Here is a 23,520-nt window from a genome sequence, read left to right as displayed (position 1 = left end):
CGCCGCGCGCCACCGAGGGCTCAGTCCACGTGTCCGCCGCCGTCGACCCAGACCGTCTCGCCGGTGACGTAGGAGGCGTTCTCGCTGGCGAGGTAGAGGTACGCGCTCGCCAACTCCTCGGGGTCGGCCGCGCGGTGCGGCAGACCGGGCGTCTCGCCCTCCGGTTCCATCTCTTCGGCCTCCTCGGCCCACCCCTCGCGTATCTCGGTGGCGACGGGACCGGGGGCCACGGCGTTCACTCGGACGTTCTCCGGGGCGAGTTCGAGGGCGGCGCTCCGCGTCACCATCCGAATCGCACCCTTCGACGCCGCGTAGTGCGAGTGGTCCCACGCCGCGCGCCCCTGCGTGTCCGAGGAGGTGTTGATGACGACGCCCTCGACGCCGCGGTCGATCATGTCGTTCGCCGCGTACTGCGTCCCGAAGAACGCCCCGCGCGCGTTGACGCCGTACACGTCGTCGAACTCTTCCGGCGTCACGTCTCTGAACCGGGTCTTCGTGTAGAGGCCCGCGTTGTTCACCATCACGTCCACGCCGCCGTACTCGCGGGCGTGGTCGACGAGGGCCTCCAGTTCGGTCGGGTCCGACACGTCGCACTCGACGTAGTCGGCCTCGCCGCCCCGTTCGCGTACCTCCTCGTGGGTCGGTAACTCGGCGTCGGGGTCTTTCGGTTCGCTTCGCAGGTCAGCGTTCACGACCGTCGCGCCCGCCTCGCCGAACGCGAGTGCGACCGCTCGACCGATGCCGGAACTACCGCCGGTGACGACCACCGTCTCCTCGGAGAAATCAGCCTCGATTCGTCCCATATCCGCCGTACGGGCGGGGCGTTGAAGATACGTGTGGCTGTGGCAGTTCGCGGCGACCCCGGCGTCGGCTACGAGGGTTTCTCGAACGGCGACCGGGCGCCGTCCGGTTCGTTGCCGGGGAGGGTGATGAGGTTCCGCCGACCGAGCGATATCTTCGTGATTCGACCTTCGTCGGCCATCGACGAGAGGACGCGGCTGACCGTCGCCTTCGACCACCCGGTCTCGGAGACGATGGCACTCTGCTCCAGTCGGCCGCCCGCGGTTTCGAGGATGGCGATCACCTCGTCCTCGCGGGTGAGCGGTTCGTCGTACTGCTCGGGTTCTCCGCGGTCGGCCGCGGGTTCCGCGCCGTTCGGAACCTCCGCTCCCGCCGGTTCGACCCCCGACTCGACGCCCGCCTCCGGCGTCTCGGAACCGGTCGACGAGTCGGCAGTGACCGCGGCGGCCCCCCCGCTTCCGTCGCCGTCGTCCGACTCCGTCGCGGACGCGCCGCCGCCGCGGCGACGCCACCAGAGGTAGCCGCCGCCCGCGGCGAGGACCGCGGTGCCGACCAACGCGATGCCCGCGCCCGACGAGACGGGCGCCTCCGGTTCGGGCGCCTCGCCCGGGTCGCTCCCGTTCTCTACCTCCACGCGGTCGCTCGTCCCGTCCTCGTCGGTGTCGGCGCTGTTGGGGTCGGTCCCGTGGACGTTCACCTCGGCGCCGTCGTTGAGACCGTCGCCGTCGGTGTCGGCCTTGTTCGGGTTCGTCTCGTACGTCTGCACCTCCGCCGCGTCGTCCAAGTTGTCCTCGTCGGTATCGGCCTTGTTCGGGTTCGTCTCGTAGGTGTTGATCTCCTCGCCGTCGCTGAGACCGTCGCCGTCGGTGTCGGCCTTGTTCGGGTTCGTCCCGTACGTGTTGACCTCCTCGCCGTCGTCGAGTCCGTCCCCGTCGCTGTCGGCTTCGGAGGGCGACGTGGAGTACTGGTTTATCTCGGGACCGTCGGCGAGTCCATCGCCGTCGGTGTCCGATTTCGTCGGATTCGTCTCGTACGTCCGTATCTCGGCGGTGTCGTCGAGTCCGTCGCCGTCGGTGTCGGCGCTGGTCGGGTCGGTCCCGTGCGTGTTCACCTCGGCGCCGTCGTCGAGTCCGTCGTCGTCGGTGTCGGCGTTCTTGAACTCGGTCTCGCCCGAGACCTCCTCCGCGTTGGAGAGGCCGTCGCCGTCCACGTCGCCGTCCTCCGTCATGACGAACACCGCGCTCTCGACGAGCGTTCGCTGCCCGTCCGTCCCGTTGACGAAGACCGTCTGCGCTCCGGTGACCCCCTCTGGCCAGTTCTGCACCGATATCGTCAGGTTCGTCGCGCCGTTCGCGGGCACGCACGTGACGGTACGGTTCCCGTCGGCGGACCCGACGCAGACCGACGAAGAGGAGGGAAGCGGTCGGTCGGTCTGAACGCGGATATCGGTCTGCGACGACTGCCAGACGTAGGCGGTACCGTCTATCGTCGTGACGGATTGAGACGTGACTGTCGCCCCGGGGGCGGCCGCGGCCGGCGCGCCGACTACCCCGAGGAGGACCACCGCGGCCGCGGCGAACGAGAGCACAGAACGAAGCGCGGGTGAAGACATCTTTCGGTTCCTGTCGTACGTACTGTCGTGGCGTTCGACTGAAAAACTTACTGGATACTGTTGGAATATCAGTATAATGTGATGCTAAATCGGTCGTACGAAGCTGAAGTTCGCTATCTTAGTCACGTGTGGCGAGCAGAAATTGCTCGCTATGCGGGCGCTCTGCGCTCGTTCGAGCGGTATTTCGCTACAGGTCGCCGGCGTAGTTGAAACAGTTATTATTTCTAATCGGTTAAGGGCGGCGTGTCCCGCGGAACAGTCCTGAAACAGTGGAAGTGACCGTAACGAGTGTCACCCACTTTATCCGTGGCCGTTGTCGTACCTATCGATGGCAGCGTAAGGACGCTCATCGCCGCGTCGCGGCCGCATCACCCGCCGCCGCTCAGACGCGCACCGAGGGTCCGAGCCATCGTCAGTCGACACAGCGCGCGGTTCCGGACGACCACTGCCGGTCTGGAGGACCCCACTCCGGGCACCGGCCCGAACTCCCGTCCCGCCGTCCCCACGACGGCATCCCCATCCCGCATCCCCGGGAGTTCACCCCCGTCGCATCCCCAGCGACTCACTGTGTTTGTCCGATTCCCGCATCAGCCCACGTCCGCGCGACGTCACATCCCCATCGACGTTCCACGCGCGGTCGCGCTCGGTGCCCGGACGACCGTCCGGCGCGGCGCGCCCCCGACTGCTAGCCGGGCTCCCCACCCCGGCGTTTTCCTTTCGGATCGCGAACTCGACAGCGATTGCTCCGCGTCTTGAGGGACTGTCTCACGGTTTGTAGCGACCTAAGCGCGCCTGTTTCGCCCTCTTGCACTCGAAACGGTGAAACCGCTCGCAACGGGCGCCGGGGCCTTTATTCCTCGCCGCCGTCGGCCGATTCGATGGTAGATAGAAAGATCGTGGCTGCCGGACTCGTCGCGGCGCTCATGCTACTCGCAGGGTGCTCGGGTTCCGGCGGCGCGGGCGAAGCGGGTACAGGTACGGAAGTTACGACCTCGGCGAGCGAGGAGACGACGGCCGAGATGGAAGCCACCGAGGAGGACTCCATGATGGAGGAGACCGAAGAGGAGTCCACGATGGAGGAGACCGAGGAAGAGTCCATGATGGAGGAAACCGAAGAAGACTCCATGATGAACGAGACCGAAGAGGACTCCATGATGAACGAATCCGAGGAGAACTCCTCCGTGGAGAACGAGACGATGGAAGAGACGGACATCCCCGAGGAGAACGAGACGATCAACGTCGAGAACGAGACCGACACCGAAACCGAAGCGTCGGCCTGAACGGCGCTCTCGACTCGGTCCTCCGCTGACACCATCGAACGCACGCGCGTGCCGTCCCCGCGTTCGATGTTCCGCGGTACGCCGCACGAACGACTTTTTCCGCCGACCGACGCCCGACAGCGACGGCGTCGACTCGTTACTCGTCCAGCCGAGACATCTCCTCGTCCGTCAGGTCGAGGTGCGTCGCGCCGACGTTCTGCTTCAGGTGCTCGACGTCGGCCGTCCCGGGGATGGGCAGCGTCACCGGCGAGTGTTCGAGCAACCACGCCAGCATCACCTGGTACTCCGTCGCGTCGCGTTCCGAGGCCACGTCCGCGAGGGCGTCGGACTTCTCGTCGACGTCGCCCGCCGCGAGCGGCGACCACGGGATGAACCCGATGTCGTAGTCCTCGCAGGCCGCCAGCACGTCGTCGTCGTCTCGGTGACCGAGGTTGAAGCGGTTCTGCACCGTCGCGATGTCGACGATGTCCCGCGCCGTCTCCAACTGCTCGACGCTGACGTTGCTGAGCCCGACGTGTTCGATGACGCCTTCGTCTTTCAGTTCGGCCAGCGCCGTCACCGACTCCTCGAAGTCGACGTCCGGGTCGGGTCGGTGGTACTGGTAGAGGTCTATCGTCTCGACGCCGAGACGGTCCAGACTGCAGAGGTGCGCGTTGCGGAGGTGGTCGGGGTCCCCGCGGGGGAGCCAATCGCCGTCGCGGTTGCGGAGGAGGCCGCCCTTCGTCGCCACCACGAGGTCCTCCGGGTACGGCGCGAGGGCTTCGCGGATGAGGCGTTCGCTCACGCCCGGCCCGTAGGAGTCCGCGGTGTCGACGAAGTCGATGCCGAGGTTCACGGCCGTCTGGAGGACGTGCTCGGCGTCGGCCTCGTCGTCGGGGCGGCCGATGATGTCCTCGCCGGTGAGTCGCATCGCGCCGAACCCGAGTCGGTGGACCGTCAGTTCGCCGCCGATATCGAACGTGTCGCTCTCGTTTTGGAGCATCCTCTCGGCCGACGGACGGGAGGGTGGTAAACGGTGTGGCCCTGCGACCGGTTCACACGAATTCGCCGTCGAGAGGGCTCCTCCGCGTCAGACACGCGGCGGACACCGACACAAGACTTTTATTCAATCTCACGTACGTGTTGGTACGGTGAACGAGCGGCGGTACGCGGGCGCGACGGGTAGGGGTACTTGACGCGCACGCCGCTGCCGCTCACTCCTACTTTCATGAAATCGACCCGGGAGCGACGGCGCCGTCCGCGCTACCGACTCTCGCCGTCGCTCCGAGCGCCGGGTCCGGACCGAGCCTCGGCCCCGGCGTACTCCGAGAGGCGGTACGTGACCTGCTCGTCCATCTCGCGGAGCGTCCGCTCCACCTCGCGCCCCGCGACCAGTTCGGAGACGCCCTCGGAGACGATGCTCCGAACCGTGCTGAACGGGCCGATGCGGGCGCCGCGCGTCGCCGGACTGTCGCGCGTCTCGTTCAGTTGCTCGAAGGCGACGGCGAAGGCGGGGTGCTCGTCGAACCACCCCTCGCGCCGGAGCATCCGTTCGGCGTCGGCGTGCACCGGGAAGTAGCCCGTCCGCTGGTGCCACCGCCGCTGCTGCTCGGGTTCGGTCAGCCACGCGAGGAAGCGGCCGGCGGCCTCCTGCTCTCGGGCGGGGGCGTCCTCGGCGACCCACAGCGAGGCGCCGCCGACGACCACGCCCTCGCGTTCGCCCGGCGCGGGGAACTTCCCGACGGCGGCCGTGAAGCCGCGTTCCTCGGCGCCCTCCACGACCGAGAGCGTGGTCGAACTCGAATCGACGAGCATCGCGGCGTCGCCGTCGAGGAACGCCTCCCGCGCCTTCCCGCGCGCCTCGATGCCGGCGTCGAACAGCAGTCCGCTCCGCGCGAGGTCGGCCCACCACCGCAGAACGCGCTCGCCGGTGTCGCTCGTCAGGTTCGACGTCGTCGCCCGCCCGGACCGCCCGTTCTCCGCGTCCACGAGCGTCCGGCCCGCCGCCGCGAACCACTGTTCGAGGAACCAGCCGTAGTTCGCCCACGTCGCCCCGTAGTCGGCGACGCCGCGTTCGACCACCCGTTCGGCGGCCGCCGTCAGTTCGTCGAACGTCTCCGGCGGGTTCTCGGGGTCCAGCCCCGCCCGCTCGAACGCCTCGGCGTTGTAGTACAACACCGGGTTGGAGCTGTTGAACGGCATCGACCACAGCGTTCCGTCGTCGCGGTAGTAGTTGGCGATGGCCGGGACGAGGTCGTCGGTCGACGCCTCCGAGGGAAGCACCGACTCGACGGGCGTGAAGACGCCGCTGTCGAGCGCACGCTGCGTTCCGACCTCGAACACCTGCGCCACCGTCGGCGGCGACCCCGACCGCGCGGCGGCCATCGTCGCCTCGAACGCTCCCCGATAGCTTCCCTTCGGCGACATCTCCACGCGCACGTCCGGGTTCGACTCGTTGAACTCCGCCGCGAACTCCTCTAAGAGGATGGCTTTCGACCCCGACATCCCGTGCCAGAAGTCGACGGCGGTCCGGCTCGTCGCCGCCGTCGTCGCCGTCGCTCCGTCGAGGTCGTAGCCGTCCAGCGTCGCCCGCAGCACGTCGGCCTGCTCGGCCAGCGCGTTGACGCTCGTCATCGCCTCCGACAGCGAGGTGGTCTGCCGCCGGGCCGAACTCGCCACCGTCGTCGCCCCCGCCGCCGTCTCCTCGCTGATGGCGCCCACCTCGTCGGTCTGCCCGACGACCTCTTGGGCCGTCGCCGCCTGCGAGTCGGTCGCGTCGCTTATCTCGCGGACGCTGGCGTTCGTCTCCGTCACGTCCTCGACGATGCGGTCCAGCGACCCCAGCGCCTCCTCGATGGTTCCGCTCTCGGCGGCGACGCGCTCTCTGGCCTCGCCGATGCCCTCGACCGTCTCGGCCGACTGCGCGCGTATCTCGTCGATGGCCGCCTCGATGTCCTCGGTCGCCTCGGCCGTCTCCTCGGCCAACGTCTTCACCTCCTCGGCGACGACGGCGAACCCGGCGCCCGCCTCGTCGGCGCGGGCGGCCTCGATGGAGGCGTTCAGCGCGAGGATGTTCGTCTGGTCGGCGATGTCGGATATCCGCGTCACGACGCCCGTTATCTCGTCGATGAGGCCGTTCAGCGACTCCACCTGCGAGACGGTCCGCCGGGTCTGCTCGTCGATGGCGTCGAGGCCGTCGATGGCCTCCTCGGCGGCGTCCCGCGTCCGCCGTCCGCGCGCCGCGGCGTCGTCCGTCGCGGCGGCTATCTCGTCGGCCGAGGAGGCCACCTCCTCCACCGTGGCCGAGAGGTCGCGCATCTCGTCGGCGACGGCGCCGATGCTCTCGCTCTGCTCGGTCGCCCCCCGCGCGATGTCGTCGACGGACTCCGCCACGGTCCGACTCGCCTCCCTGCCGTCCGCGACGGACCCGGCGACGCGCTCCGTCGACGCCGCGACCTGCTCCGTGAACACGTCGACGCCGGCCATCGCCTCGTGCCACTCGGCGAACAGGCGGTTCAGCGACTCGGCCAACGGCGCCATCTCGGGGTCCTCGGGGACGTCCACGCGGACGCTCAGGTCGCCGTCGGCGCAGCGGTCCACCGCCGCGACGAACCCCTCTACGAGGTCGGTCCGCGACCGCCGGTCGACGCCGTTCGATCCGCTCGTACCGTCGTCATCGGCCGCGGTGTCGGCTACGCCGCCGGGACCCGCGGCGTCGATGGACCCCTCCGAGAAGTCCTCGGCGTCGCGCCCGGCGACTGGGGAACCGAAATCGGAATCAGAATTGGAAGCGGAGGATTCGCCGCCCGTTCGCTCGAAGACCAGTTCGGCGAGTCTCGCTCGCAGCGACGGTGCGGGACCGTCCGCCGCCCTGTGTTCTCTCATCTGAGAGACATTCTCCGGAGGTACGACTTAACGGTTGAGGACCGATTCTCGATACTGAAAAAGGGAGCCGCGCCGGTCAGTCGCGCGTCGACCCGTGTCCGCCGCCTCCGCTACACCTCGGGCGTCTCCATCACCTGCGGGACGCCCTGCGCGACGACCGTCTCGCCGACGACGTACGACGAGGCGGGCGCGGCGAGGAACTGCGCGATGTCGGCTATCTCCTCCGCGGTGCCGATGCGACGCTGCACCTCCTCGCGGTCGATGTTCTCCGCGGAGACGCCCATCTGCGACTCGACGCCCGGCGTGGCGACGAACCCCGGCGCGATGCAGTTCACGCGCACGCCCTCGTCGGCCCACTCGTAGGAGAGACTGGTGGTGAGGTTGACGACGCCCGCTTTCGCCGCCCCGTAGTGACTCATCATCGGCGACCCCTGCGTCCCGGCGACGCTGGCGAAGTTGACGACCGTTCCGCCGCCCTCCTTCAGGTGCTCGCCGGCCGCCTGCGTGCAGTGGTACGTGCCGGTGAGGTTGATGTCGACGATGGTCTCCCAGCCGTTCTCGGAGACGTCGTCGAACGGCGCCATGAACGACGCGCCCGCGTTGTTCACGAGGCAGTCGAGGCCGCCGAACTCCTCGACGGTGGCCTCGACGAGGGCGTCGACAGCGTCGCGGTCGGTGACGTCGCACTCGACGGCCAGCGCTCGGCCGCCCTCACCCTCATCGGCGCTCCGCTCGTCGATTCCCTCCGCCACGGGGTCGACGTTCTCCTGTTCGCGCGAGCAGACGACCACGTCCGCGCCCTCGGCGGCGAATCGCTCGGCGATGGTCTTCCCGATACCGCTGGACGCGCCCGTGACGATGGCCGTCTGTCCCGCTACCGAGAAGCGGTCCGAACTCATCGCCGCGCCTCCGCTAATCTGTGTGTCATCGATTGACGACTCTCGTGCATTGGTAATCAATCCTCGGCTGCGCTTAGCAGTGTAAAACAGGAGTCGTCCCGGAGAGGGGTGTCGGCCTACCCCTCGTACCGCGTGATGCCCTCCACCTGCGAGGGGTCCACGTCCTCGAAGGCGTCGCGCGCGACGACGCGTTTGTGTACCTCGTCGGCGCCGTCGACGAGGCGGAACGCGCGCACGTCCTCGTAGAAGTCCGCGAGGGGGAGATCCTTGCCGATGCCGTTGCCGCCGCACAGTTGCAGGCAGTCGTCGACCACCTCCTGCACCACGTTCGCGGCGTACACCTTCGCCATCGAGACGGGCACGCGCGCCTCCTCGCCCCGTGCGATTCGCTCGGCGGCGTCCCGCACCATCGTCCGGACGGCGTGCAGGCGCGTCTCCGCCTCCGCGACGGTGAACCGGACGGACTGCTTCTCCGAGAGACTGCCGCCGAACGCCTCTCGCTCGTCGGTGTAGGCCTTCGCCACCTCCAGCGACCGGGCGGCCATCCCGGCGAAGCGCATGCAGTGGGTCAGGCGCGCCGGCCCGAGTCGCTGCTGGGCGTGCGCGAAGCCGCGGTTCTCCTCCCCGAGGAGGTTCCCCTCGGGAACCCGCACCTCGTCGTAGCGAATCTCGGCGTGACTCGACCCCAACAGGTCGCCGCCGACGTGCGGGATGTCGCGCACGACGTCGACGCCGTCGGCGTCCGCGTCGACGAGGAACAGCGAGGTGCCCTCGTAGGGGTGCGCCTCGGGGTCCGTGCGCGCCATCACGATGAAGAAGTCGGCGTCGCTCCCCTGCGTCGTCCACCACTTGTGGCCGTCGAGAACCCACTCGTCGCCCTCCTTCCGCGCTTCGGTCCGAATCATCTTCGGGTCCGACCCGCCGCCCGGCGCGGGTTCGGTCATCGAGAATCCCGAGCGCACCTCGCCGGCGACGAGGGGTTCGAGGTACTCCTCCTTCTGCGCCTCGGTGCCGACGAGTTCCAGCGTGTGCATGTTCCCCTCGTCCGGCGCGCCGACGCGCATCGCCGGCGGGCCGAGGAGACTGCGCCCCGCCTCCTCGAACGCCGGGAGTACGTCCCGGAAGTCCAGCCCCTGTCCGCCGTACTCCTCGGGCATCTGCGGCGCGTACAGGTCCCGGTCGCGCGCCTCCTCGCGCAGGGCCGCTATCTCCTCGTCGGGGACGGGGCCGTCGCCGAGGTACTCTCGCTCCACCGGGACGACGCAGTCGTCGACGAACGCCCGCACGCGTTCCGCGAGTTCGGCCGCCGTCTCCGTGTCGTCGTACTCCATACCGAACTCTCGAAACCGAACGGTGTAAATCTATTTCCGCTTCGGACTTATCGTCGGTAACGGGACTGATGACATGAGCGACGACGGAGACGGCGGCGAGGGCGACGACGACTACTTCCGACGACTCGTCGACGAGGACGCCCTCCGCGCGTACCTCGAAGACGAACTCGGCTCCGAACCGACGTTCGCGGTGGAGCGACACCCTGCGGGCCACTCGAACGAGACGCTGTTCGTGACGTGGGGGGACCGTGAGTTGGTGCTCCGGCGGCCGCCGCCGGGCGAGACGGCCGAGACGGCACACGACGTGCTTCGGGAGTACCGGGTGATGGACGCATTGCAGGGGACGCCCGTACCCCTCCCGGAGACGGTGCTGGCCTGCGAGAATCACGACGTCGTCGGCAGCGACTTCTACCTCATGTCGCGCGTCGCGGGCGACGTGCTCCGTGAGGCGGAACCCGAGCGCTTCGGCGATCCGGCGGCCCGCGAACGCGTCGGCTACGAACTCGTCGACACCCTCGCCGCGATTCACGAGGTGGACCCGGAGTCGGTCGGTCTCGGGGATTTCGGGCGCGCTGAGGGTTACACCCGGCGGCAGGTCGACCGCTGGGGCAAACAGCTCTCGTGGGCGTTCGAGCGGACGAGCGAAGTCCGCTCCGTTCCGGTCCTCCGCGAGGTGGGCGAGTGGTTGGACGAGCACGCCCCCGAGGACCACCCCGAGTCGCTCGTCCACGGCGACTACAAACTGGACAACGCGCTGTACGCGCCGGAGTCGACTCCCCGACTCGCCGCCGTCTTCGACTGGGAGATGAGCGCCTTAGGCGACCCGCGCGCGGACCTCGGGTGGATGCTGTCGTACTGGCGCGACGCAGACGACCCCGAACCCGCGATACCGGAACTGGAGACGCGGTTAATGGAGCGCGAGGGTTACCCGACGCGCCGCGAACTCGTCGACCGATACGAGGAGCGGACCGGAATCGAGTTCGAGCACCAGCGGTTCTACCGCGCGCTGGCCGTCTACAAACTCGCCGGTCTCGGGGAGATGTTCTTCCGGCGGCACTTGGAGGGCAACAGCGACGACCCGATGTACCCGAAGATGGAAGACCGGGTCCCGGCGCTCGGGGACCGGGCGAAGCGCATCGTCGAGGGCGACGAACCGCTGTAGCCCGTCTCGGGCGTCCGATAGGGAGAAGAACGCTCAGTCGGCCGCCTGCCCGCCGTCGACGGGGAGGGTGTGGCCGGTGATGTAGGAGGCGTCGTCCGAACAGAGGAACGCGATAGCGCCCGCCATCTCCTCGGGTTTCGCGGCGCGGCCCATCGGGACGTTCACCATCGCCGATGTGTCGAACGGCATCGAACTCGGGTCGGCGCTCCCGCCCCGCGAGTTCGCCTGGATGTTCGTCTCAGTCGGGCCGGGGGCGACGGCGTTGACGCGCACCCCGCGCCCGGCGTACTCCAGAGCGACGGACTTCGTCAGACCGACGACGCCGTGCTTGCTGGCGACGTAACTGGAGAGGCCGCCCATTCCGACCAGTCCGGCCTCCGAGGCCGTGTTGACGATGGCGCCGCCGCCTCCCTCCTCCATGACCGGCAGTTCGGCCTTCATGCACGCCCACACGCCCTTCAGATTCACGTCGAGCAGTCGGTCCCAGTTCTCCTCCTCGATGTCGGTCACCTCCGCGAACCCGGTGAGGATGCCCGCGTTGTTGTTCGCGAAATCGAGGCCGCCGTACGTCTCGACGGCGGTGTCGACCATCCGCTGGACCGATTCGGCGTCGGAGACGTCGACGTCGACGAACGTCGCGGCGCCGCCGTCGTCCTCGATGAGTTCGACCGTCTCCTTACCCTCGTCTTCGGCGATGTCGGCGACGACGACGCTCGCGCCCTCCGCGGCGAACCGGAGTGCCGTCGCTCGCCCGATACCCGACCCCGCGCCCGTTACGACCGCCACTTTCCCGTCTAATCCGTTCATTGACACTCGGCGCTGACTACGCAGTCAGTTTAGAAAATCGTGCGGGTCGTTCTCGTCTGACAGGAACGACCAGCGATCCGTCGGCGCCCCACCGCCGGGCGGGAACGGTTCAGACGAACACCAGAACTCCCCCGAGAACGAGGGCGAACGCGCCGATGGCGACGCCGACGAGCGACTGGCGACCCAACCGTATCGCCGTCCGAAGCGGCGTCGTGTCCGAGACGACGGCGGGGTCGATGCGCTCCTCCTCTCGCCGTCCGACGACGGTGACGCGGTCACCCGGGTCCAGACGGCGTTCGAGGTACCGCCGGTCGCCGAGGCCGACGCCGAGGCGTCGGAGGGGCGCCGGCGCCCGCGGCCCGCCCGCGCCCGTCGCCCCCTCCGCCGCCCGGTAGTCGCGAATCGCCGCCGGCGGCGTCTCGCCCTCGCCCACGCGGACGCTCGCCGTTCGGTCGAGGCTGACCACCGCGTCGCCGGAGACGAGGTACTCGCCGTCGCCCCCGTCCCCCTCCGCCCCATCGGCGTCGACGTCGAATCCGGTCAGGCGCCGGCCGCCGCCCACGCGGACCCACGTCGGGAGATAGTACGCGCCGAGTCGACGCTCCTCCGCGTCGAACTCGACGGCGACGCAGTCGCGTCCGGTGAACGGGGCGGTGACTGTGTCGTCGGTCTGTCGGACGGTTCCCTCGATGCGGATTCGCTCGCCGACTCGCGGCGCCTCCTCGCCCGGTTCGTCCGCGGCGAGGAGGCCGAGCGTTCGCCGGGCATGGCGGGCGCTGACGGCGACGACGATGACGCCGACAGCGAGCATCGCGACGCCGAACGCCGCCGTCGCGTCGAGGTTCACGCGCGGTCACCGACCGTTCGGGTCCGATTCGGTTTCGTCGTCGTGGAGGGCATCGCGACCCGATTCGACCTCCGGCACCGTGAACCCGGCGACGCAACACATTAGTGACACGTCCGTCTACTCCGAGCAACCGAGCCTTCCTATGCCCGCTATCGACGCCTCCGACCTCACGAAGCGCTACGGCGATACCCTCGCGGTCGACGCTCTCTCGCTCTCCGTCCCCGAGGGAACCGTCTACGGCTTCCTCGGCCCGAACGGCGCGGGGAAGACCACGACGATGCGGATGCTCACCGGCCTGTCGAAACCCACCGCCGGCACGGCCGCCGTCGGCGGCGCGCCCGTCACCGACCGCGCCGCCCTCCGCCCCCGAATCGGCTACATGCCCGAGGAACCGCCGCTGTACGACCAGGCGACGGCGTTCGAGCAGTTAGAGTACGTCGGCGGCCTCCGCGGCATCGACGCCGAGGCGGTCCGGGCACGCGGAGAGGAACTGTTCGAGGACCTCGGACTCGACGTCGGCCCCTCCGACCGCATCGACGACTTCTCGAAGGGGATGCGGCAGAAAGTCGCGTACGCCCAGACGGTGCTGCACGACCCGGCGGTGGTGTTTCTCGACGAACCGACGTCGGGGCTGGACCCGCGCGCCGCCCGGACGCTCCGCGACCGCATCCGCCGACTCGCCGACGGGGGGACCACGGTGTTCCTCTCGACGCACATCCTACCCGTCGTCGAGGAGGCGGCCGACGCCGTCGGCATCCTCTACGAGGGGTCGCTGGTCGCCGAGGGGTCGCCCGACGAACTCGTCGCCCGCGCCGAGGAGGGGGAGGGCGGCACGCTCGAAGACGCCTTCCTCGACGTGACGGACGCGGACCCGACAGAGAGCGACCGGAGCGACGACGCCGAGAACGGCGACGGTCCGCACGAGGAGTCGACGCTCGATGTCTGAGGGCCGGTCCGAACCCGGATGGGCGCGCAACGCCGTCCGCATCGGTCGTTTCGAGTTCCGGCGGTCGTTCCGGGGCCTCCGGGAAAGCACGGGACGGTTCGTCCTCACCGTCTTCGGTGCGCTGTTCATGACGGCGATGCTCGCGCTGTTCGGCGTGGTGGTCGTCGGGTTCGTCTCCGCCGACTCGGTGCCCGTCTCCGACGGCCTTCGAGGGACGGTGGGAATGTTCTGGCTGTTCGGCACGTACCTCGTCGCACAGCGCGTCGTCTCGACTCGCCCCCGCCCAGAGGCCGAGTCGCTGCTCTTCACCGCGGCCGCCACGCGGAGCATCGCGTTCGGCCTCGCACTCGCCGAGACGCTGCGCTTCCTCAGTTACGTCACGCTCCCGATACTCGTCACGTCGGCGCTGCTGGCGTACGCGTTCGGCGCCCTCTCGCCGCTCCTCGTCGTCCCCGCCGTCGCCCTCCTGACGGTGCTCACCGCCGTCATCGTCGGGTCGCTGGTCGGTTACGGAATCGCGCTGCTGCTCGACACCTCGCCGTTCGTCGCGCGGCACAAGACGGCGCTCGGAGTGCCCTTGGTTCTCGTCCTCATGGGCGGGTTCTTCCTCGTGCAGGCGCCGGAACTGGTCGGCCTCGACCGGGGGTCGCTGGCATGGCTCCCGTCCGGGTGGTTCGCGGACCTCGCGGCCGTCGGGACGCCCCTGGTCGGGTCGACGCTCCGCGCCGCCGTCGCCGGCGTCGGGTCGCTCTCCGTCCTCACTCTCGGCGGCGCCCTCCTCGAACGGGTGACGGAACGGTTGTGGTTCGGAGACGAGTCGGCGACGTCCCGGGGAGAGGCCGACGAGAACCGCGCCGTGACCGACCCCGAGACTGAAATCGAGAGCGGGACCGGAGCCGGAACCGGAACGGGCGAGTGGCGCGGGCTGACCGCCGCCGTCTCGCCGTTCGTCGCCCCCGGCGTCGCGGACCTGCCGACGCGCCGCGTCGCCGAGATGTCGCTCCTGCGCGCCCGCCGCGACCCGAAGCGACTCACCTTCCTCCTGACGCCGCTGTTCATCTTCTCCGGGTCGCTCGTCGGCGTCATCGGGTCGCTCTCCGAACTCCTGAGCGCGCTTCCGTTCCTCCTGACCGCCTTTCTCCCGTGGGTCTTCGGCGCGGCGACGACGCTGAACTTCCTCGGCGACGAGGGGTCGCTCCTGCCGGTGACGCTCGTCGCGGTGACGCCGACGCAGTTCGTCCGCGGCGTCCTCCTCCCGAGCGTCGTCTACGGGGCGCCCGTCGCCGCCGTCCTGACCGCGCTCGCGGCGTTCGCGGGCGGTCGCTCGCCGCTCGCCGCCCTCGGACTGGCGGCCGCGGCGGCGTTCGCGACGCTCGTCGCCGCACCGCTCGGCGCCGCCGTCGGCGCGTACATGCCCCGGTTCGAGGGCGTCAGCGTCGCCCGGAGCGACGAGGTGCTCCCGCCGCGGACGGGCGCGGTGCTGCTGCACGGCGCCGCCGTCCTCGTCCCGTCGGGTGCGCTCGCGTTACTCGTCGGCGCGCCGGAACTGGCCGACGCGCTCCTCGCGCCGTTCGCGTCGCTCGCGTCCGCGGCGCCGACGCTTCTCAGGTTCTCGCTCGCCGCCGCCGTCGTTCTCGTCGGCGTCCTCGTCGGACTCACCGGGTACGAGGCGGCGCTGCACCGCGTCCGGGGATTCGACCCGCACTGAGCGGCGAACGCGGCGGACCCCGCGGCCGACGCCCGTCCTCACTCCTCGGCGTTCAGGCGGCCGAACAGTTCCGGGTCGGTGCTGAACTTGAGGACGTTGTGGACGGCGGTGTTCCGGAGGTTCGAGACCACCTTGCCGTGGTGTTTGTAGAACTCGTGTATCCACTTCGACTGCGCCGTCGAGGACTCGAACATCATCACCGACTTCCACTGGTACTCGCCGTCCGAGAGGAAGTAAAAGAGCGTGTGCGGGTCGTCGCGGATGGTGACCATCGCGTCGTGCCACTCGTCGGCGAAGTGCTCGGGGTCGAACTTGAACTCGAACAGCGCAAAGGAGTAGTACTCCTCGTTCGGCACGATGGCCTCGCGGAAGACGCCCTCCTCGCGCATCCGCCGGATGGTCTCCGAGACGGTGACGTGCGACACCTCGATGTCGTGTTTCTCCGCGAGGATGCGCGTCAGTTCCCGCGAGGAGCGCTGCGGGTCGGCGGCCAACTCGCGCAGGATGACCGTGTCGCGGTCTTTGAACGTCCAGTCGGGGGCGTCGTCGGCGTGGTCCATGTCTGTCACCGTGATTCCCGCCTCCGGCCGTGTCGGTTTCGGTCGATTCCGGCGGCGCCGACTCGTAGCGCCCTACAGCACACGGTCGGAGATGATGTTCTTCTGAATCTCGCTGGTCCCCTCGTATATCTTCGTGATGCGGGCGTCGCGGTAGAAGCGCTCGGCCGGGTGGTCGGTGACGTACCCGGCGCCGCCGTGGACCTGCAGGCCCTCGTCGGCCACCTCGACGGCTCGCTCGCTGGCGAACAGTTTCGCCATGCTGGCGAACCGCGCCGCGGCGTCGTCGTCGCCCGCTTCCACCTCCGTCGCCGCGCGGTAGGTGAGCGACCGCGCCGCCTCGACGCTCGTCGCCATCTCGGCCACCTTGTGGCGAATCGCCTGGTACTCGGCTATCTTCTGTCCGCCCTGCTCGCGGTCGTTCGCGTAGTCGACGGCGGCGTCGACCGCCGCCTGCGCGACGCCGACGGCCTGCGCCGCCACACGGGTCCGCCCGTCGGCGAAGAAGTCCATCAGCTGATAGAATCCCTCGTCCACCTCTCCGATGACGTTCTCCGCCGGCACGCGCACGTCGTCGAGGACGATTTCGGCGAGGTCGGAGGCGCGGATGCCGAGTTTGTTGTCTATCTTCGTCGCCTCGAACCCCTCGGCATCGGTCGGGACCAGGAACGCCGTAATCCTCCGGTGACCGGCGTCGGGCGTCGTCTTGGCCATCACGACGGCCACGTCCGCGACGGTGCCGTTCGTTATCCACATCTTCGTGCCGTTCAGGACGTACTCGTCGCCATCGGACTCCGCTCTTGTCTCTATCCCGGCCACGTTCGACCCGTGCGCCGGTTCGGAGATGCAGGAACAGGTGGCGGCGTCGCCGGCGGCCACCTTCGGGAGCCACTCCTCTTTCATCCACTCGTCGCCGTACTTCCGGAGCATCGACGTGCCGAACCCGCGGGACCCGATGGCGCTGCCGATGCCGGCGTCGGCCCGCCACAGTTCTTCTGTGACGAGAATCTCCGTCAGCGCGTCCATCCCGGCGCCGCCGTACTCCTCGGGGATGCCGGGCGCCACGAGGTCGTATCTGGCCGCCTTCTGCACGAGGTCCGCGGGATATTTCTTCTCCTCGTCGTGTTCGCGCGCGACGGGGCGAATCTCCTCCTCGCCGAACTCGCGCACCGCCTCGCGGACGGCGCGTTGCTCGTCGTTCAGTTGAAAGTTCATCGCTCGCCCTCCGTCTCGCCGCCGTCTCCGTCCTCCGCCCCACCCGCGCTCCGCTCCCGGAGTTCGAACTTCTGCACCTTCCCGGTCGTCGTCCGCGGCAGTTCGTCGATGAACTCGACCTCGCGGGGGTGTTTGTACTCCGCGAGGTTGTCGAGGCAGTACTGTCTGATCTCTCCGGGCGTCACGTCCGCGTCCGGAACGGGGACGACGTACGCCTTCACCGTCTCGCCGCGGCGGTCGTCCGGGATTCCGACGACGGCGGCGTCGGCCACCTGCGGGTGCTCGAACAGCAGTTCCTCCACCTCCCGCGGGTAGACGTTGTAGCCGCCGGTGACGATCATGTGCTTCGCGCGGTCGACGACGAAGTAGTAGTCGTCCTCGTCGCGGTAGCCGATGTCGCCGGTGTGGAACCACCGTCTCCCGTCGACTTCGGTGAACGCCTCCTCGTCCGCTTCGGGCAGGCCGTAGTACCCCTGCATCACGTTCGGTCCGCTGACGACGAGTTCGCCCGTTATCTCGTTGAGGTCGACCGCCTCCTCGTCGACCGGCCCCTCCTCGACGGGCGGGACGTCCTCGAACTCGCCGTCGACGATGCGCGCGTCGAGGCCGTCCAAGGGCTTCCCGATGCTCCCCGGTCGCCGCTCGCCGGGCCGGTTCGCGTGCGTCACCGGACTCGTCTCCGTCAGCCCGTACCCCTCGTACAGGTCGACGTCGAACACCGTCTCGAAGCGGTCCATCACCTCGATGGGGAGGCTGCTCCCGCCGGAGTTGACGAAGCGGAGCGAGGAGACGTCGTAGTCGTCTGCGTCCTCGAAGTTCACGAGGTCGTTGAACATCGCGGGCACGCCGTGCATGACGGTCAGTTGTTCGGCCTCGATGCGCGATAGCGTCGCCTCGGCGTCCCACGTCGGCAGCGGGTAGTAGCTCCCCCCCTCGAACAGCGTCGAGAGCATCGTCACCGTCATCCCGTAGATGTGAAAGAGGGGGAGGACGCCGAGGAACTTGTCGTCCGCCCGCACCCCGTCGGGCAGCAGTTTCGCCGTCGCGCGCGCGTCCCACGCGAGGTTGCGATGCGAGAGCAGGACGCCCTTCGGCCGCCCCGTCGTCCCCGAGGTGTACGGCTGGACCGCCACGTCGTCGTCGTCGCGTTCGACCACGTCCGCTCCCTCGTCGGCGAGGAACTCTTCGAACGGTATCGCGCCCTCCGCCTCGCCGCCGACGCTGACGACGCGTTCGACGCTCGTCTCCTCGCGGACGGACTCCACGAACGGCACGAGGTCAGAGAGCGCGACGACGACGCGCGCCTCACTGTCGGCCAGGAGGTGCGATATCTCGCGCGCCTTGTACTGGGGGTTCATCGGGACGACGATGCCGCCCGCGTGGAGCGTTCCGTGGAACGCGGTGACGAACTGCGGGAGGTTCGGGAGGTACACCGCGACCCGGTCGCCCGGTTCGACGCCCTGTTCCGCCAGTCCCGCGGCGAACCGCGAGGTCAGCCCCCACAGTTCCTCGTAACTCCACTCCTGCCCGCGGAACCCCACGGCCGTTCGGTCCGGGTTCGCCTCCGCCGCCGCCGCCACGTCCTGTGCCAGGTTTGTCATTGTCGACCGTTCGAATCGTGGGCGAGCGGGGGCTAAAGTGTTCGGCACGGTGATTAGCGACGGTCAGCGAAACCGGACCACGAGTTTACATCGTTCGGCAGGGTTCGGTTTTTTGACGGCCCGCCGCGGAGGGAGCGACATGCAGACCGTGGAACTCACCGAACCGGGCGTCTTCGAGCACCGAGAGCGCGACCGCCCCGACCCGGCGCCCGGCGAAATCCTCGTCCGGGTGACTCACGTCGGCATCTGCGGGTCCGACATCCACTACTACGAGCACGGCCGCATCGGCGACTACGTCGTCGAGGAGCCCCTGATTCTCGGCCACGAGAGCGCGGGCGAGGTCGCCGCGGTGGGCGACGGCGTGACCGAGTTCGAACCGGGCGACGAGGTGACGCTGGAACCCGGCGTCCCGTGCGGCGAGTGCGCGCGGTGCCGCGCGGGCGAGTACAACCTCTGTCCCGACGTGGAGTTCATGGCGACCCCACCGGACCACGGCGCGTTCGCGGAGTACGTCGCGTGGGACGCCGACTTCGCCTACGGGCTTCCCGAGAGCGTCTCGACGCGCGCGGGCGCGCTCTGCGAACCACTGAGCGTAGCCATCCACGTGGCGCGGCGCGCCGACGTGGAACTCGGCGACTCCGTGCTCGTCTCCGGGGCAGGTCCGATAGGAATGCTCGTCGGCGAGGCGGCCCGCGCCGCCGGCGCGGGGTCCGTCCTCGTCTCCGACGTGGTGGAGACGAAACTCGAACGCGCCGCGGAGTACGGCGCGACGGCGACGGTGAACGTCGCCGAGGAGTCGCTGACCGACACCGTCGACGAGTTCACCGACGGCGAGGGCGTCGACGTGGTCATCGAGGCCTCGGGCGCGGCGCAGTCGGTCAAATCGACCGTCGACGCGGTGCGCCGCGGGGGCACCGTCGTCTGCGTCGGCCTCGCCGCCGAGGACGAGATTCCGATCCAGACCAACGAGATAGTCGACAAGGAACTCGACTTCAAGGGGTCGTTCCGCTTCCGGAACACGTACGACGACGCCGTCTCCCTCCTCGAACGCGGCGCGGTGGACGTCGAGCGAATTATCGACTTCGAGATGCCGATGTCGGACCTCACCGCGGCGTTCGAACGGGCGACGGAACCCGACGTGGTGAAGGGGATGGTGCGGGTCGGCGAGTAGCGGCCCTTCGTTCTCGACTCGGCCGACCGCTCGAGCGTGAGATTCATTACTGATAAGCGGAAACGAAGGTAGTAGCCACCGCCGTGCCGACGCAGACCCATCCGCTCGCGTTTCTACTCGCTTTCTTCGCAGATGTATCGCTGTCCGTCGCGATGCCGGTCTCGACGTTGATACTCTGGCGCGTCGTCATCGGACCGCTCGGCGTGGCCGAGTCCGTCGTCTGCGTCGTCGTCGGACTCGTCGGCTACGTCTTCGCTCGGGGCGTCGTCCTCCCGCGGCGCCTGTTCGTCTCGCGGGGAGACCCGGAGGAACCGAAACGCCCGCCGCCGCCGTAGCCCCGTCCCCGCGGCGTCCGCGCACCCGTAGCATCCGCCGCGATGCGACAGTATAGGTAGCCGGAACCGCAGGCCTGTAGCATGGACCCGAGCGAACTCAGGGCTTCTATCCCGGTCTTCGAGGACGTGCGCTACATGAACACGGGCGCGAGCGGACCCAGCCCCCGGCCCGTCGTGGAGAGCGCCCAAGAGATGCTGGCGCGCCACGAGTACGACGCCGCGAGCGAGGAGGGGCCGTACCCGTTCGCGTTCGACTTCTACGAGGAGGTTCGGGGAACCGTCGCGGACTTCCTCGGCGCCGCGGAGACCGAAATCGCGCTGACGCAGAGCACCGCCGACGGCATCACCCGCGTCGCGGGCGCGTTCGACTGGGAGGCGGGCGACGTCGTCGTCCGAACCGACCTCGAACACCCCGCGGGCGTCCTCCCGTGGTCGCGGCTCGAACGCCGGGGCTGCGAGGTACGCGTCGTCCCCACCGACGAGGGGCGCATCGACCGCGAGGCCTACCGGGAGGCCGTCGAGGACGCGAAACTCGTCTGTCTCAGCGCGCTGACGTGGAACTACGGGACGTACCTTCCCGTCTCGGAGTTGGTCGAGGAGGCCCACGACGCGGGCGCGTTCGTCCTCGTCGACGCCGTGCAGGTGCCCGGCCACTCCCCGTTGGACGTGACCGACTGGGGCGCCGACGCCGTCGCCGCCGCCGGACACAAGTGGCTGCTGGGGACGTGGGGCGGCGGTTTCCTCTACGTCGCGGAGTCGGCCGCGAACGACCTCGAACCGACGGACGTGAGCTATCGGAGCGTCGAGGACCCCTCCGCCGACGGCTACGAACTCAAGACCGGCGCGCCGCGCTTCGAGGTTGGGACGACCAACCTCGCGCCGTACGCGGCGCTCCAGACGGCGATGGAGACGATGAAGTCCGTCGGCCTCGACGCCGTGGAGTCGCACCTCCTCGGTCTCGCGGACAGGCTGACGGACGGCGTTCCGAACGACAAGCTACTGAGCCCCGAGGAACCGGAGTCGGGGCTCGTGACGGTACGGGTCGACGACCCCGAAGCGACGGTGCGGACGCTCAAAGACGACTACGGTATCGTGGTCAGGCCCATCCCCTCGCTCGACGGGTCGGTCCGCGCCTCGCTGCACGCGATAAACACCGAGACGGACGTCGACCGACTGGTCGAGGCGCTCGAAGAGACGGGGTGGTGAGGCCTCAGACCTTCCGCGCGCGTTCGCGCATCACGTCCGCGAGGCCGGCGTTCGCCGAGCAGTTCGGGCAGGCGCGGACCGTCCCCGACTCGTCCGCGAAGACGCGGACGAAGCGTTCGGAGACGTGGGTTCCGCAGTGGTCACACGCCGCCATCTCGTCGCTCCTGTGCTGCGGTCATCTGTCGTACCCTCGCTCGAAGAGGCGGGCGGAGGGGTAAAAGAGAATTTTCCGATTCTCACCCAAATCTCTGCAAAATCTCCGTCGGTAGGCGCGTCCGTACCGGTGAAACGTTCGATTCCCGAACCAATCGCCGGCTACCGCCTCCGAGGGGCTTTTGCTCGTGGGACGCCCAGTTCCCCCATGAGCGACACCGAACTCGCGACGCTCGGCGGCGGTTGCTTCTGGTGCATCGAGGCCCCGATGAAGGAACTCGTCGGCGTCGAGTCCGTCACCTCCGGCTACGCTGGCGGCCACGTCGAGGACCCCACCTACGAGGAGGTCTGCCGGGGGTCGACGGGGCACGCCGAAGTCGTGCAGGTCGAGTTCGACCCCGACGAGATATCCTACCGGGACCTGCTCGAAGTGTTCTTCGCGCTCCACGACCCGACCACGGAGGACAGACAGGGGCCCGACGTGGGGTCGCAGTACCGCTCGGCCGTCTTCTACCACGACGAGGAGCAGCGCGATATCGTAGAAGCGCTCGTCGTCGAGATGACCGAGGACGGCGTCTACGACGACGACATCGTCACCGAGATAGCGCCTCTAGAAGCGTTCTACGAGGCCGAGGAACACCACCAAGACTACTACGAGAAGAACCCGGACCAGCCCTACTGCGCGGTCCAGATTCCGCCGAAACTGGAGAAGGTCCGCGAGAAGTTCGCCGGGCAGGTCCGCGGCGTGAACTGAGTCGGTCGACTGAGCCACCCTCCTTCGCCCTCCCCCCCGTCACCCCCGCAGCAGCAGCACCGCCGCCACCAGCAGACAGACCACGAGTCCGCCGAACGCGACGGCGTAGTCCGCGTAGGTGGCGACGACGCCGACGTACGCCGGGCCGAGGGCGTTCGCGCCGAGAAAGAGCGCCCGCGCCGCCCCGAGGTCCGCGCCCATCCCGTCCGCCGGCGCCTCGTCCATGATGATGGCGTCCGCGAGTGGGAACCCTGTCTTGTAGCCCGCGGCCGTGGCGAAGACGGCGGCGTAGAGGACGAGACGCGACTGCGCGAGGACGACGCCCGTCAGCGAGACGGCGCCGAGGAGGAGGCCGGCGACGGCGATGTGCCGGCGCGAGTAGCGGTCGCCGAGGCCGCCCGCGAGCGGTTTGATGGTGAGGCCGACGACGAAGACGATGGCGAACGTGGCGCTGGCGAGGCCGTCGGAGAACCCCCGCGCCTGCGCGAGGTAGGTCGGAAAGAAGTTGATGAAGCCGCCGACCATGAAGTAGAAGAGCGCGAAGGCGAGGAGCGTCTCGCGCTGTCTGGAACTGGCGACGAGGCGGCGGACGGTGCCGGCGGCGTCGAGCGACGCCGAGCCGACTTTCACCGACTCCCGCGTCCAGAGGGCGTACAGCGCGGTCACCGCGGCGAGCGCGGCGGCGACGGGGAGGAACGGCGTCCGCCACGTCGCGTACGTCAGCGCGAGGACGGCGATGCCGGAGGCGAGCAGGCCGCCCACGTCCGTCCCGGCGGCGTAGACGCCCAGCGCGCGGCCGCGGCGGGCGGTGAAGAGGTCCGAGACGAGCGCCCGCGAGGGGATGGCGAACAGCCCCTTCCCGAGGCCGACGACGACGCTGCCGGCGAGAAAGCCGAGGAGGCCGCCGGCGAGGCCGAAGAGGAGGAAGCCGACGACGAGGACGGCGAGTCCCGGCAGGATGAGCGTCGTCCGGTTCCAGTTGTCGGAGTACTCGCCGCCGGGGTACTGCGTGACGGCGTAGACGCCCTGGAACGCCGCGAGCGCGAGGCCCGCCGTCGCCTCGGTGATGCTGAGCGAGGAGATGATGGCGGGCAGGAGCGGCGAGAGGAGGAACCGCCCCGTCTGGAGGACCGCCCACCCGAGCGAGACGACGAGGAGCATCCGCGTCGCGTAGCCGCCGCTCCCGCTTTCGCGGCCGCGCTCGCCGCCCGTCGCGTTCGCTCCCTTCGTCTCGCTCACGGTGGAGACTCCGCGACGGGGGCGTAGGTGGT

At 69.2% G+C, this 23,520-nt stretch carries 21 protein-coding genes; 8 read left to right on the top strand and 13 right to left on the bottom strand.

Going from position 1 to position 23,520, the window contains the following annotated elements; genetic code table 11:
- Positions 1–20: 20 nt before the first annotated feature.
- Together NDI79_RS13025 and NDI79_RS13020 are read right to left on the bottom strand one after the other, a co-directional pair.
- A complete protein-coding gene (locus NDI79_RS13025) occupies positions 21–803 on the bottom strand; it encodes an SDR family NAD(P)-dependent oxidoreductase (RefSeq protein WP_310928941.1) in 783 nt (260 codons plus the stop codon).
- 68 nt (positions 804–871) lie between these two features.
- Positions 872–2,413, bottom strand: coding sequence for a helix-turn-helix transcriptional regulator (locus NDI79_RS13020; protein WP_425499601.1), 1,542 nt, complete (start codon positions 2,411–2,413; stop codon positions 872–874).
- Positions 2,414–3,291: 878 nt separating this feature from the next.
- Between NDI79_RS13020 and NDI79_RS13015 the strand changes: the two genes are divergently transcribed.
- Positions 3,292–3,693 (top strand): hypothetical protein, encoded by a 402-nt coding sequence (locus tag NDI79_RS13015; protein ID WP_310928939.1) that lies wholly within the window; start codon positions 3,292–3,294, stop codon positions 3,691–3,693.
- A 136-nt stretch (positions 3,694–3,829) separates the two neighbouring features.
- On the opposite strand, the gene NDI79_RS13010 is transcribed toward NDI79_RS13015, so the two are convergent.
- The 4 genes from NDI79_RS13010 to NDI79_RS12995 all read right to left on the bottom strand — a co-directional run bounded on the left by NDI79_RS13010 (position 3,830) and on the right by NDI79_RS12995 (position 9,787).
- Positions 3,830–4,675, bottom strand: a complete 846-nt coding sequence (locus tag NDI79_RS13010) for an aldo/keto reductase (protein WP_310928938.1) — start codon at positions 4,673–4,675, stop codon at positions 3,830–3,832.
- A gap of 260 nt (positions 4,676–4,935) precedes the next feature.
- Entirely contained in the window at positions 4,936–7,557 is a 2,622-nt protein-coding gene (locus NDI79_RS13005) for an extracellular solute-binding protein (RefSeq protein ID WP_310928937.1), read from the bottom strand.
- Positions 7,558–7,667: 110 nt separating this feature from the next.
- Positions 7,668–8,456 carry an SDR family NAD(P)-dependent oxidoreductase gene (locus NDI79_RS13000; protein ID WP_310928936.1) on the bottom strand — a complete coding sequence of 263 codons (789 nt, stop codon included), beginning with the start codon at positions 8,454–8,456 and terminating at the stop codon, positions 7,668–7,670.
- A gap of 116 nt (positions 8,457–8,572) precedes the next feature.
- Entirely contained in the window at positions 8,573–9,787 is a 1,215-nt protein-coding gene (locus NDI79_RS12995; protein ID WP_310928935.1) for an acyl-CoA dehydrogenase family protein, read from the bottom strand.
- A gap of 73 nt (positions 9,788–9,860) precedes the next feature.
- Here NDI79_RS12995 and NDI79_RS12990 point away from each other — a divergent pair, with 73 nt between their 5' ends.
- Positions 9,861–10,949, top strand: a complete 1,089-nt coding sequence (locus NDI79_RS12990) for a phosphotransferase family protein (RefSeq protein WP_310928934.1) — start codon at positions 9,861–9,863, stop codon at positions 10,947–10,949.
- A 33-nt stretch (positions 10,950–10,982) separates the two neighbouring features.
- On the opposite strand, the gene NDI79_RS12985 is transcribed toward NDI79_RS12990, so the two are convergent.
- The gene (locus NDI79_RS12985) at positions 10,983–11,756 is read right to left on the bottom strand and encodes an SDR family NAD(P)-dependent oxidoreductase (RefSeq protein ID WP_310928933.1); all 774 of its coding nucleotides are present in this window, start codon (positions 11,754–11,756) and stop codon (positions 10,983–10,985) included.
- 109 nt (positions 11,757–11,865) lie between these two features.
- Positions 11,866–12,603, bottom strand: coding sequence for a hypothetical protein (locus NDI79_RS12980; RefSeq protein WP_310928932.1), 738 nt, complete (start codon positions 12,601–12,603; stop codon positions 11,866–11,868).
- Between the two features lie 142 nt (positions 12,604–12,745).
- On the opposite strand from NDI79_RS12980, the gene NDI79_RS12975 reads away from it, so the two are divergent.
- Positions 12,746–13,549: an ABC transporter ATP-binding protein gene (locus NDI79_RS12975; RefSeq protein WP_310928931.1), complete on the top strand. Its 804-nt coding sequence runs from the start codon at positions 12,746–12,748 to the stop codon at positions 13,547–13,549.
- A complete protein-coding gene (locus tag NDI79_RS12970) occupies positions 13,542–15,257 on the top strand; it encodes a TetR family transcriptional regulator (RefSeq protein WP_310928930.1) in 1,716 nt (571 codons plus the stop codon). Before NDI79_RS12975 ends, NDI79_RS12970 begins: the two co-directional genes overlap by 8 nt.
- Positions 15,258–15,295: 38 nt before the next feature.
- Here NDI79_RS12970 and NDI79_RS12965 read toward each other — a convergent pair whose 3' ends face one another.
- From NDI79_RS12965 to NDI79_RS12955, 3 genes are all read right to left on the bottom strand, one after another.
- Positions 15,296–15,817: a winged helix-turn-helix domain-containing protein gene (locus NDI79_RS12965; RefSeq protein WP_310929296.1), complete on the bottom strand. Its 522-nt coding sequence runs from the start codon at positions 15,815–15,817 to the stop codon at positions 15,296–15,298.
- Positions 15,818–15,889: 72 nt separating this feature from the next.
- Positions 15,890–17,029, bottom strand: coding sequence for an acyl-CoA dehydrogenase family protein (locus NDI79_RS12960; RefSeq protein WP_310928929.1), 1,140 nt, complete (start codon positions 17,027–17,029; stop codon positions 15,890–15,892).
- Positions 17,026–18,630: a long-chain-fatty-acid--CoA ligase gene (locus NDI79_RS12955; RefSeq protein ID WP_310928928.1), complete on the bottom strand. Its 1,605-nt coding sequence runs from the start codon at positions 18,628–18,630 to the stop codon at positions 17,026–17,028. Before NDI79_RS12955 ends, NDI79_RS12960 begins: the two co-directional genes overlap by 4 nt.
- A 139-nt stretch (positions 18,631–18,769) precedes the next feature.
- On the opposite strand from NDI79_RS12955, the gene NDI79_RS12950 reads away from it, so the two are divergent.
- The 3 genes from NDI79_RS12950 (at position 18,770) to NDI79_RS12940 (ending at position 21,342) form a co-directional block, all read left to right on the top strand.
- Positions 18,770–19,801 carry an NAD(P)-dependent alcohol dehydrogenase gene (locus NDI79_RS12950; protein WP_310928927.1) on the top strand — a complete coding sequence of 344 codons (1,032 nt, stop codon included), beginning with the start codon at positions 18,770–18,772 and terminating at the stop codon, positions 19,799–19,801.
- 152 nt (positions 19,802–19,953) lie between these two features.
- On the top strand, positions 19,954–20,136 hold the full coding sequence (locus NDI79_RS12945) for a hypothetical protein (protein ID WP_310928926.1): 183 nt from the start codon (positions 19,954–19,956) through the stop codon (positions 20,134–20,136).
- A gap of 81 nt (positions 20,137–20,217) precedes the next feature.
- Complete coding sequence (locus NDI79_RS12940) at positions 20,218–21,342, top strand: aminotransferase class V-fold PLP-dependent enzyme (protein ID WP_310928925.1); 1,125 nt, start codon at positions 20,218–20,220, stop codon at positions 21,340–21,342.
- Positions 21,343–21,346: 4 nt separating this feature from the next.
- Here the strand turns inward: NDI79_RS12940 and NDI79_RS12935 are convergent, their stop codons facing one another.
- Positions 21,347–21,496, bottom strand: a complete 150-nt coding sequence (locus tag NDI79_RS12935; protein ID WP_310928924.1) for a DUF7563 family protein — start codon at positions 21,494–21,496, stop codon at positions 21,347–21,349.
- Positions 21,497–21,703: 207 nt separating this feature from the next.
- Here NDI79_RS12935 and msrA point away from each other — a divergent pair, with 207 nt between their 5' ends.
- A complete protein-coding gene (gene msrA, locus NDI79_RS12930; protein WP_310928923.1) occupies positions 21,704–22,249 on the top strand; it encodes a peptide-methionine (S)-S-oxide reductase MsrA in 546 nt (181 codons plus the stop codon).
- 39 nt (positions 22,250–22,288) lie between these two features.
- On the opposite strand, the gene NDI79_RS12925 is transcribed toward msrA, so the two are convergent.
- A complete protein-coding gene (locus tag NDI79_RS12925; protein ID WP_310929295.1) occupies positions 22,289–23,410 on the bottom strand; it encodes an MFS transporter in 1,122 nt (373 codons plus the stop codon).
- Positions 23,411–23,520: the final 110 nt, after the last annotated feature.

The organism is Halogeometricum sp. S3BR5-2, assembly GCF_031624635.1.
In the GTDB taxonomy this organism is placed as follows: Archaea; Halobacteriota; Halobacteria; order Halobacteriales; family Haloferacaceae; genus Halogeometricum; species Halogeometricum luteum.
The sequence above is the reverse complement of the archived record's forward strand: the minus strand, read 5'-3'. Positions and strand labels throughout refer to the sequence as shown.